Origin of the sequence: Pseudomonas hygromyciniae (assembly GCF_016925675.1) — a bacterium.
Lineage (GTDB): Bacteria > Pseudomonadota > Gammaproteobacteria > Pseudomonadales > Pseudomonadaceae > Aquipseudomonas > Aquipseudomonas hygromyciniae.
Window position 1 is genome coordinate 174,326 of sequence record NZ_CP070506.1, and the last position, 17,480, is coordinate 191,805.

At 63.1% G+C, this 17,480-nt stretch carries 6 protein-coding genes; all 6 read left to right on the forward strand.

The window, feature by feature from the left end:
* Positions 1–18 precede the first annotated feature (18 nt).
* Entirely contained in the window at positions 19–2,469 is a 2,451-nt protein-coding gene (gene pgaA / locus JTY93_RS00735; RefSeq protein ID WP_205477928.1) for a poly-beta-1,6 N-acetyl-D-glucosamine export porin PgaA, read from the forward strand.
* A gap of 12 nt (positions 2,470–2,481) precedes the next feature.
* Positions 2,482–4,482, forward strand: a complete 2,001-nt coding sequence (gene pgaB, locus JTY93_RS00740; protein WP_205477927.1) for a poly-beta-1,6-N-acetyl-D-glucosamine N-deacetylase PgaB — start codon at positions 2,482–2,484, stop codon at positions 4,480–4,482.
* 3 nt (positions 4,483–4,485) lie between these two features.
* Positions 4,486–5,832 carry a poly-beta-1,6-N-acetyl-D-glucosamine synthase gene (gene pgaC / locus JTY93_RS00745; protein ID WP_205477926.1) on the forward strand — a complete coding sequence of 449 codons (1,347 nt, stop codon included), beginning with the start codon at positions 4,486–4,488 and terminating at the stop codon, positions 5,830–5,832.
* Entirely contained in the window at positions 5,829–6,278 is a 450-nt protein-coding gene (gene pgaD / locus JTY93_RS00750; protein WP_205477925.1) for a poly-beta-1,6-N-acetyl-D-glucosamine biosynthesis protein PgaD, read from the forward strand. Before pgaC ends, pgaD begins: the two co-directional genes overlap by 4 nt.
* A 432-nt stretch (positions 6,279–6,710) precedes the next feature.
* Complete coding sequence (locus JTY93_RS00755) at positions 6,711–8,429, forward strand: ShlB/FhaC/HecB family hemolysin secretion/activation protein (protein ID WP_205477924.1); 1,719 nt, start codon at positions 6,711–6,713, stop codon at positions 8,427–8,429.
* A 30-nt stretch (positions 8,430–8,459) separates the two neighbouring features.
* A complete protein-coding gene (locus tag JTY93_RS00760; RefSeq protein WP_205477923.1) occupies positions 8,460–17,474 on the forward strand; it encodes a hemagglutinin repeat-containing protein in 9,015 nt (3,004 codons plus the stop codon).
* The last annotated feature ends 6 nt before the right edge of the window (positions 17,475–17,480 follow it).

Here is a 17,480-nt window from a genome sequence, read left to right on the forward strand (position 1 = left end):
AGTAAGGAAGCTGACGACATGTTGCGTAACCCCTCTGCCTCCGGCCCTGATCGATTGCGTATGCTGATCGGTGCCGCCCTGCTGCTGCCAACCCTGGCCGTGGCCGATCCTGCCTATGATTCCCTGATTCGCCAGGCCCGCACCGGCAACCACACGCCGGCGCTCAACCTGTTGCGCCAATTGCCTGCCGAGCGCCAGAGCTCTGGGCAAGTCAGCGACCACCTGCTGATTGCCAGTTGGGCGCGCCAGGATGACGAAGTACTCAAGGTCTATGAGACCCAGGGGCGCCAGCGCCAGCTGACCACCCAAGCGCTGACCACCGTGGCCCGCACCTATCGCAATCAACAGCGCTGGGCGCCTGCCGAGGCCGTGTATCGCCAGGCGTTGCTGCGCGAACCGAACAACCCGGAGTTGCAACTGGGCCTGGCCCTGACCCTGGCCGATGGCGGCAAAGCCGCCGAAGCCGTACAGCGTGCCCGCACCCTGGTGGTGGCCAAGCCCGAGGATGTCGAGCGGCGCATGGCCCTGGGCTACGCGTTTTCTCGGGCCGGGCAGCCGTTTGATTCACTGTTCGAGTTCGACCAGGCGTTTATTCGCGCCGGCAACCAGCCCGAGGTGGTGCGTGAATACCTGATCGCCCTGCAACGTGCACGTATGCCGGAACCGGCCTTGCGCCTGAGCGCCCTGCACCCCGGCCTGCTGGACCCGGTGACCCAGCGCCGCCTGGAAGGTGACTTGGCTGCCGAACGTGTGCGCCTGGCTGAATTCCCGACGCGCAGTGAAAGCGAACGCTTTGTGATCGCCGACCGCGCCCTCAAGGATTACGACCAACTGCTCGCCACCTGGACCCCGGATGCCAGTGCCCATGACGATGTAGTGCGCTGGCGCATCGACCGGATGGGCGCGCTCAAGGCCCGGGCACGTACCGCCGAGGTGATCCACGACTACGAAGCCTTGCACGCTCAAGGCGTGCAACTGCCCGGCTACGCCCTGCGCTGGGTGGCCGCCGCCTACCTCGATCAACGCCTGCCGGAAAAGGCTGCGCCGCTGTTTCGCCAAGCGGTGACAGCGCCGGACGCCGACCCCAGCAACCAAGTGGTAGACAGCACCGCGCTGTACTACTCCCTGCTGGAAAACGACCAGACCGGCGAGGCCCGCGCTGTCGCAAACGACCTGGCGAGCACGCAAAAGCCTCGGGTCGAACTCAAGGGGCTGCCCCTCGGCAACCCCAACGACGCGTGGCTGGCCGCCCAGCAACTGGCGGCCCAGGCCGCGACCTACGGCGCCGATCTGCCAACCAGTGAAAAAAGCCTGGAGAACCTGGTGCGCACCTCGCCCGGTAATGTCGGCATGCGTGTGGCCCAGGCGGACATGTTCCGCGCCCGCGCCTGGCCACGGCGTGCCGAGATTGCCCTCAAGGACGCCGAAAACCAGAACCCCCGCCATATCGACCTGGAAGTCTCCCAAGGCTACAACGCGCTGGAGTTGCAGGAGTGGCGCCAGCTCGATTTGCTCGCCGATGATGTGGTCGCCCGCGCCCCAGACAATCGCCAGGTGCAACGTCTGCAACGCCTGCGCAAGGTGCATGAGATGGCCGAGCTGCGCATCGAAGCCGAGACCGGTAAAAGTCATGGCGGCGGGGCGGTTTCGGGTAGCCGCGACTGGGGCATCGAAACCCTGCTCTACAGCCCGCCCATCGATGAAGACTGGCGGATCTTTGGCGGTATCGGCTACGGCACCGCCGAATTTGAAGAAGGCACCGGCCACCACCGCTGGCAGCGCCTGGGTGTGGAGCGGCGGACCCGCGATATGACCCTGGAGGCCGAAGTCTCCAATCACTCCTACGGCAAAGGCACCAAGCAAGGCGCACGCCTGGCGATTGCGCGGGACATCAACGACCACTGGCAGTACGGCGGCAGTCTTGACTACCTGGCCGCCAGCACGCCGTTGCGTGCGCTCAATGCCAATGTCACCGCCAATGGCGGCAGCGGGTTTATCCGCTGGCGCGCCAACGAGAGTCGAGAGTGGAAACTGGCCTTGAGCCCGTCCCACTTCAGCGACGGCAACGACCGTGTCGAAGCGCTGCTCAGCGGCCGTGAGGGCGTCTACCGCTCGCCGGGCGTGCAAGTGGACCTTGGCCTGGAAGTCGCCACCAGCCGCAACAGCAAAGAAGAGGCGGCGTATTTCAACCCGCGCTCAGACTTCAGCGTGCTGCCCAGCGTGAGCATCAACCATGTGCTCTATCACCGCTACGAAACCCAGTGGAGTCAGCAGTTCCAGGCCGGTGCGGGCACCTACAGCCAGCGCGATTACGCCACCGGCGCCATTGGTTTACTCAGTTACGGCCAGCGTTATCGCTGGAACGACGTACTGGAAACCGGCGCCAACCTGAGCTGGATCAACCGACCTTATGACGGTCAGCGCGAAAGCGATGTGCGCCTGCTCGTCGACCTCACTTACCGTTTCTAGAAGAGTCCGATCATGACCCTTGTTTCCCGTTGCCTGTTGGCCCTGGGTTTTTTGCTGAGCAGTGCCTGTGCCCAGTCACCCGCGCCGTTTACGCCCCCCGCCGAACGACTCAAGCCGGTCAACGAAGCGCCGTGGCCGAAAAACCATTTCCTGGGCATTGCCTACCACGATGTCAACGACCGTGACCCCGACCAGCGAGTGGTGGCGGTGCGTACCGAACGCCTGATCGAACAGTTGTCCTGGCTGCGCGAGAACGGCTACCAGGCGGTCAGCGTCGACCAGGTCCTCGCCGCCCGCGCCGGCGGGCCAGTGCTGCCGCCCAAAGCCGTCATGCTCAGCTTCGACGACGGTTATTCGAGCTTCTACACCCGCGTGATGCCGATTCTGCGTGCCTACCAGTGGCCGGCGGTGCTGGCGCCGGTGGGCAGTTGGGTCGACACGCCGCTGAACCAGCCGGTGGATTTTGCCGGGGTGCCCCGTGAGCGCGGGGAGTTTTTGACCTGGCAACAAGTGCGCGAAGTGGCGCAATCGGGCCTGGTGGAAATCGCCGCGCATACCGACGCCCTTCACAAAGGGGTGCTGGCCAACCCCCAGGGCAACATGGAGCCGGCGGCGGCCACTCGGCGCTATGACCCGGTCACCCGCAGTTATGAGCCCGAAGCGCAGTTCCAGGCGCGGATGCGCGCCGACGTCGCGGCGATTTCCAATAAGATCCGCGCCGTTACCGGCAAGGCCCCGCGTGTGTGGGTCTGGCCATACGGGGCGGCGGACGGCACCTCTCTTGCAGTAGTGGGCGAGCAGGGTTACCAGATGGCCCTGACCCTGGAAGACGGCCTCGACAACCTCGGCAACTTGATGAGCAGCCCGCGCTTTTTGGTGGACAACGATCCGTACGGTGAAGACTTCGCCAACAGCATGGTCTCGGCGCAGGTCAAAGCGCCGATGCGCGTGCTGCATGTGGACCTGGACCAGGTCTACGACCCGGACAAGGCGCAAGAAGTGCGCAACCTCGACGCATTGGTCCAGCGCGTGCTGGACATGGGCGTCGACACCGTGTTCCTGCAGGCGTTTGCGGATCCCAAGGGCGATGGCCTGGCGCGTTCGCTGTACTTCCCCAACCGCCATCTGCCGATGCGTGCCGACCTGTTCAACCGCGTCAGCTGGCAATTGCACACCCGTGGCGGCCTGGTAAAGGTCTACGCCTGGATGCCCGTGCTCAGCTTTGCCCTGGACCCCAAGCTGCCCCGCGTCAGCCGTTGGGACCCGGCCACCGGCAAGGTGGCCGTCGACCCGAAACAGTACCAGCGCCTGTCGCCGTTCGATCCCAAGGTGCGCAAAATCATCGGTGAGATCTACGAAGACCTGGCCCGCACCAGCGCTATCCACGGCGTGTTGTTCCACGACGACGCCGTGCTTTCAGACTTTGAAGACGCCAGCCCCCAAGCCCTGAAAACCTACGCAGCCAACGGCCTGCCGGACAGCATCCAGGCGCTGCGCGCCGACCCTGAGGTGATGCAGCGCTGGACGCGTTTCAAGAGCCGCTACCTGATCGACTTCACCCATGAACTGACCGCCAAGGTCCGCACCCTGCGCGGCCCGGAAGTGCTCACCGCACGCAACATCTTCGCCGAACCGATGCTCAACCCGGCCAGCGAAGCCTGGTTTGCGCAGAACCTTGACGACTTCCTCCAGCACTACGACTGGACCGCGCCGATGGCGATGCCATTGATGGAAGGCCAGTCGCTGAAAAACTCCAACGCGTGGCTGGAAAAACTCGTGGCCACGGTCAAGGCCCGGCCCGGGGCGATGCAGCGCACGGTCTTCGAATTGCAGGCCAAGGATTGGCGCACCCCGGCCGCCCCGGATCTTTCCGGTGCGCAAATGGCCGAGTGGATGGGTGTGCTCAAGCGCCAGGGCGCCAGCAGTTTTGGCTACTACCCCGACAACTTCCTGGAGAATTCGCCGGATCTGAACACCGTGCGTCCGGCCCTTTCCAACAAATGGAATCCTTGACTCATGTTCGACAGAATTCTTGCTCTTCTCGTTTTGGCATTGGTGTTGGGTGTGCCCCTGGGCCTGATCTTCCTGGTCACCGGGCAGTTCCTGATGGAGTTCGTGTTTTTCTACCCGTTGTTCATGTCCGGGCTGTGGATCGCCGGCGGCCTGTACTTCTGGCTGCACTGGGAGCGCCACTGGCCATGGGCCGATGACACCCCGGCGCCGGCGCTCAAGGGCGAGCCGCTGATCTCGATCCTGATCCCTTGCTACAACGAAGGCGATAACGCCGCCGAGACCATTGGCGCAGCGTTGGCCCAGCGCTACCGCAACCTGGAAGTGATTGCGATCAACGACGGCTCCAGCGACAACACCGCCGAGGTGCTCGATGCCCTGGCGTTGCAAGAGCCGCGCCTGCGGGTGCTGCACCTGGCGCAAAACCAGGGCAAGGCCGTGGCCCTGCGCATGGGCGCCGTGGCAGCACACAGCGAATACCTGGTGTGCATCGACGGCGACGCCTTGCTCGACCGCAACGCGGCGGCCTACCTGGTGGCGCCGATGCTCGGCAACCCGCGTCTGGGCGCGGTCACCGGCAACCCGCGGATCCGTACGCGCTCGACCTTGATCGGCCGGGTGCAGGTGGGCGAGTTCTCTTCGATCATCGGCTTGATCAAGCGGACCCAGCGGGTGTTCGGGCGGATCTTCACCGTGTCCGGCGTGGTAGTGGCGTTTCGACGGGCGGCCCTGGACCGGGTCGACTACTGGAGCACCGACATGATCACCGAAGACATCGACGTGAGCTGGAAGCTGCAATTGGACCACTGGAGCATCTTCTACGAGCCGCGCGCGCTGTGCTGGATCCTCATGCCGGAAACCCTCGGCGGCCTGTGGAAACAGCGCTTGCGCTGGGCCCAGGGCGGCGCCGAAGTACTGTTCAAGAACATTCGCGGGATCTGGCAATGGCGCCACCGCTACCTATGGCCGCTGCTGTTCGAATACTGCTTGTCCACCGGCTGGGCCTTCACCTTCCTGCTGTCGGTGATCTTCTGGGGCGTGGGCAAAGTCGTGCCGTTGCCCGAGGCGATTGCGGTCGGTTCGCTGATGCCACCGGCTTTCACCGGCTTGCTGCTGGCAGTGGTGTGCCTGGTGCAGTTTGCCGTGAGCATCATGATTGACCGGCGCTACGAGCGCGGCCTGTGGAAAACCCTGTTCTGGACGGTCTGGTACCCGCTGGTGTTCTGGCTGGTGAGCCTGTTCACCACCCTGGTCAGCTTTCCCAAAGTCCTGTTCCGCCAACATCAAAAACGCGCGCGCTGGGTCAGTCCGGATCGCGGCATCAAGGCACCTGCCAAGGAAGTGAATCCATGAACCTGATCCGTACCCCACAGCGGCCTGTGATGCAGGCCATTGATATCTTCCTGACCCTGATGGCCTGGGCCGGCCTGGTGCTCCTGCTGGTGCGCGGCCTGGTGCCGATGCTCGACAGCCACGGCGGCCCGCGCATCGACGCGCCGATCTTCGCCGCACTGAACACCTTGCAGATCTACCTGTGGATCGCCCTGTTCAATGCGGTGCTGCTGATCACTTGGGCGCGCTACCAACAGCGACGCGGCAAGCAGTTTGCCCAGCGGCGAGCGGCAACCAAGGCGTTGAGTGACCACGGCTTGAGCGAGAGCTTCCGACTGGCGGCGGGGGAGCTTGAGCAACTGCGCAGGCCGGGGGTGTTGGTGATTCATAACGATCAGGAGGGTGGGGTGCAGGCGGTGACGACACACCAGCGAAAGCTGAAGCTGGTGGCGGAACGCGCCGTGTAGGAGCCGGCTTGCCGGCGATGGTCGTCAACGATGACGTTGGGTATCTGACATCCTGCGGCGATCTCCTAGCCGCCATCGCTGGCAAGCCAGCTCCTACAGGGAGGGATCTGCGGTACCTATCGTCAAAAATGGGATCCAATTCACAAAATAGCCGCGAACTTTTCCGCGTATTTGGCTACTAAACCATCTCGGCACAACATTGATGGCTAACTAATGGCAACTTTCAAGTTACGCCGAAAGCTGTATCAAAACTGATACCGCTTGTCGGAATAAAAATTCCGAATACAAGCGATTAATTGTTGCTGATAGTTTTTATCTTTACTAATCAGCAGATTACGGGTGATTTAATTTTCAGCTTCAACTAGCCATGAATTTTGGCTGGGTGGAAGTTCGATGTTAGTTTGCCGCCCCTTGTTATTCGATGGATCGAACATGCCTTCGTTATTGCCACGGATTCGGTATTCACTGTGTATTGCCCTGTTCGCCCTCTGCGCGTCAAACAGCGCAGTGGCTGCAACGTCGCCTGGCGATCAGGACCTGATCCGCGAGCGGCAGAACCGCCTGCTTGAAGAGCAGCGCCGGCGCCTCGAAGACCTCAAGGAATTGCCCGGCAAGGAAGTCAAACCCGCAACGCCCACCGCTCCGGTGGATAGCCGTTGCTTCCCGATCAGGACCATCGAGCTCAAGGGCGCCGACAACCTGTCCGCCACCGAGCGCGAGCGTTTGATCAAGCCCTATATAGACAAGTGCCTGGGCGTGGCCCAGCTCAATCAACTGCTCAAGGCCGTCACCGATCACTACATCGACAAGGGCATGGTCACCAGCCGTGCCTACTTGCCGCAGCAGGACTTGTCCAAAGGGCATCTGCAAGTGTTGGTGGTGGAAGGCAAGCTCGAAGGTTTGAATAGCGCCGACGACAGCCAGTTGTCGGCACGTGAGTTGGCCATGGCCTTTCCCGGTAAAAACGGCGACTTGCTCAACCTACGGGAAATCGAGCAGGCCATCGATCAGCTCAACCGTTTGCCCTCCAACCAGGCACAAATGGAACTGGCCCCCGGCGATGCGGTGGGCGGCAGTTCGGTGCTGGTGAAAAACAACCCGCAAAAGCCCTGGCGCGCCAGCCTGTCGCGCAATAACGACGGGCAGAAAAGTACCGGCGAGCAGCAGTGGGGCGCGGGCCTTGAGTGGGACAGCCCCTTGGGCCTGGCCGACCAGTTGGTGTTGCGCGGCGGGCATGACGCGATCAGCGATCACCAGAAGACTTCGAAAAACGGCATGCTCTATTACAACGTGCCTTGGGGCTGGTGGAACTTCAGCTACACCTACAGCGAGAGCGATTACCGCGCGCTGGGCCAGGCCGACACGTTCAGCTTCAAACAATCGGGCGACAGCCAGAACCACCAACTGCGCGCCGAACGCGTGGTGCACCGTGATGACGTGAGCAAAACCTCGGTCAACGTTGGCGTGTCCCACCTGCGCACCAATAACTATGTGTTCACCACCCGTCTGGACAGCAGCACTCGCCTGAGCGAAATGCAGGTCGGAATTAACCATGGTCGGCGGGTCGGCAGTGCCTTCGTCAACATGGACTTGGGCATGCAGAACGGCATTGGCCTGCTCGATGCCCAGTCCCAGGACGAACGTGGCGAATTCGGCAGTCGCCAACCCAATTCGCGCTACCGCAAATACACCGCCACCGTCAGCTACCTGCAGCCGTTCACGCTGTGGGGCGAGTCGCTGAGCTTTACCAGCCTGGCCACCGGCCAACGCAGTGAAGACATGCTCTTCAGCCCGCAGCGCATGAGCCTCGGTGGCTCGTCTTCGGTGCGCGGCTTCAAGGACCAGCAACTCAATGGTGACAGCGGCGGCTACTGGCGCAACGACCTGCGCTGGTCGCGCCCAGTGCTGGTGGATTGGTTGCGCCCGGCCTTCGGCGAATACGGTGTGAGCCTGGGTTACGACCAGGGCGTGATCCGCAACGACCGCTACAACGACATCGTCCACGGCCGGGTTTCCAGCAACTCCGTGGAGCTGTTCGCCCGTGGCAAAAACGTCAGCACCAGCGTGACCTTTGCCCACTCTTTGGAACGTCCGGCAGTGATGAGTGAGCGCGAAGCGCCGATCTACTTCCGGATGGATTTCTACCTGTAATTCAACGCCTAGCCGCATCGAGAATTTGACATGGACGTCCGCCAGTTTGCCTTCCTCGCCCGCCTGCCTTCTGCTGCCTTGAAGCGTCGTGACGCTTTCTGCGGCCTGCCCAAGCGCGGCCTGGTGCTGATCCTGGCCAACGCGCTGTTCTGGCAACCGCTGCTGGCCCAGGCCGATGGCATCGTGGTCAGCGGCCCCGGCACCACAGTGGGCGCAGCGGGCAATGGCGTGCCGGTGGTCAACATCGCCACGCCCAATGGCAGCGGCCTGTCCCACAACCACTTCAAGGACTACAACGTCGGCCCCAATGGCGTGATCCTCAACAACGCCGGCGGCCCGTTGCAGTCCACCCAACTGGGCGGGATTATCGTCGGCAACCCCAACCTCAAGGGTGGCTCGGCGAATGTCATCCTCAACGAAGTCAACGGCGGCAGCGCCAGCCAGTTGCGTGGCTACACCGAAGTGGCGGGGCAGTCGGCCAAGGTCATCGTCGCCAACCCCTATGGCGTGACCTGCAATGGCTGCGGCTTTATCAACACCCCCAACGTGACCCTGACCACCGGCAAACCGATCCTCGATAACGGTCGCCTGGACCGTTACCAGGTCGATGGCGGCGCGGTGACCATCGACGGCCAGGGCTTGAACGCGAGCAACGTCGACCGCTTCGAAATCATCACCCGCACCGCCAAGATCAACGCGCAGATCAATGCGCGCAACCTGACCGTGATTGCCGGGCGCAATGATGTTGAGGCCCAGACGCTAAAAACCACCGCGCGTGCCGACGATGGCAGCGCCAAGCCGGAGCTTGCGATTGACTCCTCGGCCTTGGGCGGCATGTATGCCGGCGCGATCAAGCTGGTGGGCACCGAGGCCGGTGTCGGGGTGAAACTGGACGGCACTTTGGCGGCCAGCGCGGGCGATATCCAACTCGATGCCAACGGGCACCTGAGCATGGCGCAAGCTGCGGCCAGTGGCGCGATTGACGTCAAGGCGGCGAGCCTTGATGCCAAGGGCCCGGCCTACGCCGGCACCGCCCTGACGGTGAAAACCAGCGGCGACCTGAACACCCAGAAAAGCCTCGCAGCCCGCGACACGGTGCGCCTGAGCAGCGGCGGCCAGCTGACCAACAACGGCGTTATCGAAGCCGGCGTGAATGCCGATAACACCCGCACCACCACCGGCGACGTCAGCCTCGACGCCCGCGATATCCGCAATAACGGCAGTGTGGTTGCCAGCCGTACCGCCACCGTCAAGGCCAGCCAGACCCTGGATAACCAGGGCGGCGTCATCAGCGCCAGAAAGGCCCTGGACGTCACCGCCAGCACTGTGGATAACCGCAACAAAGGCCGCCTGCTGACCAGCGGCAGCACCCAGTTGACCGCCGCTGCGCTGCACAACAGCCAGGGCGAAATCATCAGCGATGGCGCGTTGCAGGCCAACGTTGCACAGGTCAATAACCAGGGCGGCGTGGTGGTCAGCCACGACACCCTCAGCGTGACCGGCGACAGCCTGGATAACAGCAACAAAGGCGTGATCTCCAGCGCTGGCGCGCAAACCCTGACCCTCAGCGGCGCACTCAACAACAGCCAGGGCGGCGCCATCGACAGCGCTGGCGCCTTCACCTTGCGCGGCAACCGCCTGGACAACAGCGCCGGTAGCCTGACCGGCAACGGCGCGCTGACCCTCGACCTGCTGGCCGACCTGATCAACCGCAACGGCAAGCTGGCCAGCGCCGGCCCGCTGTCGATCGAGCGCGTTGCAGCCCTCGACAACCAGGGCGGCAAACTCACCAGCCAAACCCTGCTGACGGTATTGGCGGCCAGCCTGGACAACCGCAACAGCGGCACCCTGGCGGCAAACGCTGGGCTGACCCTGAACACCAGCGGCCTGGTGCAAAACGACAACGATGGCCTGATCCACAGCGAAAACGCCGGTCTCAACCTGACGGTCGGCAGCCTCAACAACGCCGGGGGCAAGCTCTCGGCCAAGGCGGGTGATGCGCTGATCAACGCCGGTGTTTTCAACAACGGTAACGGCGGTGTATTCGCCGGCCAGCGCGTGCGCCTCAGTGGCGGCAGCGTCGATAACGCCGGGCAGATCGCCGGTCAGCAGGTCGATCTCAGCCTGCTGGGCGCCCTCAACAACCGTGGCCTGATCGAAAGCGCCAGCACCTTGGATATCGCCGCCGCCAGCCTGAGCAACCAGGGCGGGCAATTGCGCGCACTGGGCACCACTGGCAAAAGCCGCCTGGCGATTGGCGGTGTCTTGGATAACAGCGGCGGCAAGCTGGAAGCGGCCAATGCCGACCTGAGTCTGGCCGCCGGCACCTTCCAGAACCAGGGTGGCAGCGTGCTGCATGTGGGCACCGGGGTGTTCGATATCGCCGGGATCAACCTCGATAACGTCGGCGGCAGTCTGGTGACCCAAGGCGACTTGAGCCTGGACAAAACCAACTGGACCAACAGCAGCCTGATCCAGGCCGGCAACCTCACGGTCAATGTCGACACCCTTGAGCAAACCACCAGCGGCCAATTGCTCGCGGCCAACCGTATCAAAGGCACGGGCCAGAACTGGTCCACCCAGGGCGTGATCGCCAGCAACGGCAGCCTCGACCTGAGCCTGGGCGGCACCCTCAACAACACCGGCCGCCTGACCGCCGCCACCGACTTCACCCTGGCCAGCGCTGCGGTGAACAACCTCGGCACCCTGGGCAGTGGTCGCGCCATGACCCTGACCACTGGCAGCCTGCTTAACCAGAACGGCCTGCTGTTCAGCGGCGGCGATATGAGCCTGCGGGTCGAACGCCTGAAAAACCTCGGCGCCGATATCTATGCCATGGGCAACCTGAGCATCGACCGTGACGGCAAAGGGGCCTTGGCCACCAGCATCATCAACAGCTCGTCGAGCATCCAGAGTGACGGCAGCCTGAGCCTGGCCGCTGGCACTATCCAGAACATCCGTACGGTCCTGACCAGCGAGTCGGGGATCTACAGCGCCTCGATCAGCCCGGTGCAGTGCATTGAAAACGTCAACGGTGGCGACTGCGACGGCGGTAAGGAAAACCGTCCGTTCCTGATTGCCCAGCGTGATCGCCTGAGGGTCACCGATGCCAGCGCAGCCTCCAGCATTACCTCCGGCGCCAACCTGTTGCTAGTGGGCGGCGATGTGCTCAACAGCAGCAGTAGCATCGCCGCGGCCGGCAGCCTGACGGCCCGGGTCAACCAGTTGACCAACGTCGGTCTCGAAACCCACGACACCCTCACCGAGCGTGTGTTCTCTTCTGAGCGTACCCGTCACCCGGAAGGCTACAACCAGGCCGCTGCGCAATTTACCCAGCGTTATTCGATGGGCGGCGCAGCCTACGACCCCAATAATCTGGGCGGCCTGGAAGCGGCGATGGCCGGCTTTATCGGCGGCATGGAGCGCCAGTGGGGCGATACCAAAACCACCCAGCTGGCGGTTGCGGACCAGCGCTACGCAGCAGTGATCCAGGCGGGCGGCGCGGTGAATATCCAGGCCCAGGCCGGTATCGATAACAGCGTGGTGCGCGGTGGCTATACCTACGTCGGCAGCGGCGCGAAGACCGACACCAACGCCCCCGGCTTCTCCACCCAGGTGCACCTGAACGGGCAGTTGCCACCGGACGTCGCCCAACAACAAGTCAACCCTCTGGGCCTGCCGGGCTTCAGCTTGCCTACCGGCCAGAATGGCCTGTTCCACTTCAGCGACGGCAGCGGCGTGCAGGGCCTGCCCAACAGCCAGTTTGCCGGCAGCCCGCACAAGTACCTGATCGAGACCAACCCGCAGCTGACCAACATGGCTGAGTTCTTGGGCTCCGATTACATGCTGGCCAAGTTGGGCTACGACCCCGATACCAGCCAGAAGCGCCTGGGCGATGGTTTTTACGAGCAGCGCCTGATCCAGCAAGCCGTAGTCGCCCGCACCGGCCAGCGTTTTATCGACGGCCAGACCAGCGACGCCGGGGTGTTCAAGTACTTGATGGACAATGCCATCGGTGCGCGCCAGCAACTGAACCTGGCCGTGGGCGTGAGCCTCACCGCCGAACAAGTGGCGGCCCTGACCCACGACATCGTGTGGCTGGAAAACGCCACCGTTGCCGGTCAAGAGGTGTTGGTACCGGTGCTTTACCTGGCCCAGGCCGGCAATCGCCTGGCCCCCAACGGTGCGCTGATTTCCGGCAGCGACCTGAACCTGATGACCGGCGCCAACCTCAACAACGTCGGCACACTGCGTGCCACCAGCAGCCTGGGCGCCAATATTGGCGGCGATTTGAACAATAGCGGGCTGATGGAAGCCGGCAACCGCCTCGACCTGCTAACCGGCAATAACCTCAACAACCGCGCCGGCGGGATCATCGCCGGGCAGCAGGTCAACCTGGTGGTTGGCGCCGACCTGCTCAACGAGCGCAGCGTCACCACGCACCAGAGCGCCAGCGACTACCGCATCGAGCGCACCGATTTTATCGACAACGCGGCGCGCATCGAGTCGGCCAGCACCCTGGCGATCCAGGCTGGGCGCGATATCAACAGCGTCGGCGGTGCCCTCAAGAGTGGCGGCGACACCACCGCGCAGGCAGTGCGCGACGTGAATATCGTCTCGGCACAAACCCTGGACAGCGGCGCCATTGGCAGCCGTTCGCGCCACGAGATCATCACCCAGCAAGGCTCGGTGGTTGAAGCCGGGCGTGACTTCCATGTGGTCGCCGGGCGTGATGTGAGCGCGGTGGGCAGCCAGATCGAAGCCAAGCGCGATATCAGCGTCGGCGGCGTGCGCAACGTCAACCTGGCCGCGGCGGCCAACGAGCAGCATTCGGCGTACAACTCGAAAAAGGTCAAGAGCATCGAGGACCATGTCAGCCAGGTGTCCACCGTGCTCAAGGCCGGCGGCAACGTGACCTTGAATGCGGGCGAGGATTTGCTGTTGCTCGCCAGTAACGTCAGCGCCGGCAATGAGGCGTACCTGGTGGCCGGCAAGAATCTGGCCCTCAAGGCCGCCGAAGATCAGGACTACAGCTTCTACAGCAAGACCAAGAAAACCTCGTCCGGGAAGAAATTCCGCCTCGATGAAACCGACACCGTCAACAACGTGGGCAGCAGCGTCAGCTCCGGCGGCAACAGCACCCTGGTAGCCGGTGAGAACCTGCTGCTGGCGGGCAGCAGCGTTGCCGCCGATAAAGGCGCGGCAAAACTGGTGGCGGGCAAGGATGTGCAAATCGTCGCCGTGACCGATGCCGAAAGTGCGCGCCATGAGCGCAAAGAAAGCAAAAGCAGTTGGGGCGGGCTGAAGTCGAGCAAGGTCCAGGACAAGGTTGACGAGAAACGCACCATGGCCGTGGGCAGCATGGTTTCTGGCGAGACGGTCAGCGTGGTGGCGGGGCAGGATGCGAAAGTGACCGGCTCGGCGCTGGTCAGCACCGGCGACCTGGCCGTACAGGCCGGGCGTGACCTGACCATTGATGCGGCGCAGAACACCTTCTCGCGCACCGACATGCACAAGGAAAAGAACCGCGACCTGACCGGCGTATTGACCGGCAATAAGCTGGGCCTGGACGACATCACCGGCAATCAGCACCTGTCGATCAGCAGCAGCAAACACAACGGCACCGCCCAGGAAACCACCCTGACCGGCAGCACCATCGGCTCCAGCGAAGGCAACGTGTCGTTGATTGCCGGGCGTGAGTTGAACGTGGTCGCCAGTGACCTGGTCAGCACCAAGAACATGGACCTCAGTGGCGCCAACGTGACCATCACCGCCGGTGCTGAAACGGCGCGGCAAACCACGCAAGACAGCTCCAAGAGCCTGGCCGTGGGTCGGGTGATTGGCGGTGCGGTGATTGATACTGCGCGCAGCATCCACGATGCCACCGAAGCGGCGAAGAACGCCGATGACCCGCGCCTCAAGGCGGTGAAAATCGCCCAGGCTGCGCTGGCGGCCTACAACCTGGGTGGCCAGGCGTCGGACGCCAACGGCCAGAGCGCCGGCTTCAAGAACAAAGAGGGCGGCTCGCCCAGCAACGGGTCGTTGATCAAGATCGGCACCGAACTGGCCAACACCCGCAGCAAGGCCAGCAGCGAGTACAACAGCCTGACGGCGCGCCAGAGCACGCTCAATGCCGGGCAGGATCTGTCGATTGTCGCCACCGGCGAAGCGCCCGGCACCCAGGGCAATATCGAGATCACCGGCAGCAGCCTGAAAGCCGCGAACACCTTGTTGCTGGCCAAGAACAACGTGTTGCTGCAAAGCGCCCAGGACACCGTCGACCGCAAGAACGATGGCTCAACCAATAAGACTGCCATTGGCGCCAGCTTCAACATCGGCGAGCAGAACGGCTTCACCCTCGACCTGGGTGCGCAGGGCGCGAAAAACAACGGCAATGGCAACTCGGTAACCCAGGTCAACACCACCCTGGACACCGGCTCGCTGCTGCTCAAAAGCGGCGGCGACACCACCCTCGCCGGTGCCCAGGTGCGCGCCGATCGCATCCAGGCGGACATTGGCGGCGACCTCAATATCCTCTCGCGCCAGGACACCGAGTCTTCGCGCAGCAAGCAGAGCAGCGCAGGCTTTGGCGCGAGTATCTGCATCCCGCCGTTCTGCTACGGCTCCACCGTCACCGGCTCGGCCAGTATTGCTGCGGCCAAGATGAACAGCGACTACAAGGCCGTGACCGACCAGACCGGCCTGTTTGCGGGAGCGGGTGGCTACGACATCAATGTCGGCAAGACCACCACCTTGCAGGGCGGGGTGATTGCCAGCGAAGCGGCGGCGGTGAAGAACCGCTTGAGCACCGATCGCCTGATCGTCAGTGATATCAAGAACACCAGCGAGATCCAGAGCCAGTCGGCGGGGCTCTCTGCATCATTCAGCAGCAGCGGCGGCACCTCACCGGGTGGCAGCATTCCGGTGGCGCTCAAGGAAGACGAGCGCAGTCACACCCGCAGCGCGGTCAGCGATGGCACGATTGTGGTCCGCAACCCCGAGGGCGCCCATGACCTGGTGGGGCTAAACCGCGACACCGCCAATGCCAACCAGAAGCTTGACCGCCCAGACGAAAAGGCCATGCAGGAGCGTATCGACCTGATCCAAAGCTCGGCGCAATTGGCCAGTGGGGTGATCGGTGCGGTGGCCAAAGCCAAGGCCGATGAAGCCAAGAAGCTTGGGCAAGAGGCAAAAGACCAAGCCACCGCGGGCTCGCCAACGGCGGGTGCTGCGGCCCAGGCGTACGAGACGGCGAATGCCGAGGCGCTACGCTGGCAAGTGGGTGGCGACAAAAAACTGATGGCCGATATTGCGTCCGGGCTGATTGCCGCCGGGCTGGGCGGCGCTACCGGCGGCACGGCGGTAGGGATCGTGGCCAATACGTCGGCCAGCGATATCTTCAATAAAATCGGCAGTTTTGCCGACGAGCAGAAAAACCGTAAAGACATCGACAGCGCAACCAAGGCCGCCTGGGCCGAAGGCGGCGCAGCGCGCGTTATGTTGCACGCATTGGCGGGCGCTGCGTTGGGGCTTTCCAGCGGCAATGTGCAGAGCGGCGCGTTGGGTGCGGGCGCCTCGGCGGCGCTGATGCCCTCGATTCTGCAAGCGCTGGAAGACAGTGGCATGAAAGAGGCCGACCGTAAGGCCGTGGCTACGCTGATTGCCTCCGGCGTGGGTACGGCGGTCGGTTCCGGGCATGGCACCGGCGGCGCCATTGTTGCCGGTGGCACTGCGGCCAGCGTGGATCGGTACAACCGTCAGTTGCACCCGGACGAGATCAAGTTCGCCTCCGACAAGGAGCGCGTCGATCGCTATGCACAAGCGCAGGGCATCACCGAAGAGCAAGCACGCATAGAGCTGCTGCGAACGGCGGCGGCGATGGTCGATCGCGGCTGGAACACCGTGTTGGGTGTCGAGGATGGCAACACCACGACGGCGGCCAGCTTCTTGCGCAGCGAGCTTTCGCAATCCAAAAGCGCGGACCTGTTCCAGGTCAGCCTGGCCGATTACAACAATGAACGGCTGGGTCTGTCGCGCCTGATGAAAGACCGGCCGTCGGTTGAAAATCTGGTCAAGTACATTGAGCTGGTCGACCCTTACAAGTACCTGCATGACCCGAAAAACATGGCCGAAATCCTCAATGCCAAAGGTCAGGGCAGTGCCGAGGGTATTGCCAATGCCGTAGAGGATCTGGCCAGTTTCGGTTCCAAGACGGCGCTTTGGGCGATGAGTACCGTCAATTGCCCAAGCTGTGGCGGTCGGCAATTTATCGCGGCGGTAGAGGCGGTGCAGAGCTTGCCCGAAGAGCTGAGGCTCAAGGGCTATCTGGACACCCTGCATATCATGCAGGGCTATGGCGCCGACGTGCTGCGCCAGAACGAGATGATCGCCACCTCTACCGGCGTGGGCCTCGGCCTGGGCGGCGCGGGTGTCGGTAGTGCTGGCGCGACGACCACTCGCCTGACCGGCGAGCTGGCCGGGGCGGTGGGCAAACGCTTCACCGGTATCATCAACGAAGCGGCCGAGCAGGCACTGCTCAAGAGTGGCGGTATCTATGGGCCTGATGGCAAGCCGCTGATGGACCTTGGGGTATTAACCAGGGAGCAGAAAGGTGTGATGGGGGACTTGTTTGGCGAGCGCTCTGTGCGGCAAATCGTTCCAGAAGGACAGAAACTGGCCCGCGTGCCGGGTAACGGGGAAACAGGGGTCGATGATCTTTATAAGGTCACTCGCCCGGATGTCGACTTTGTTGTTATCGAGTACAAGTTCGTTGGGGATAACAAGAAGTCTGGCTCCTCGGGGTTAGGCAATACGCAAGATGGCAAGCAAGGCTCGACCTCATGGATTCTTGGCGGCGATCGCCTGGAACGTGCAGTTGGAGAGAATCAGAGTATGGATGTACGGCTCGCCGTGGACGCGAACCGCACGGAAACTTGGGTCGTGAGAACGCGTCCAGATGGCGCGACAGAAATTGAAGTGCTTGATGCCCGCGGAAAAATCAAAGCGGTAGACACGTCTAAAATTTTACCGTCCGAAAGACGTTAATGAGGT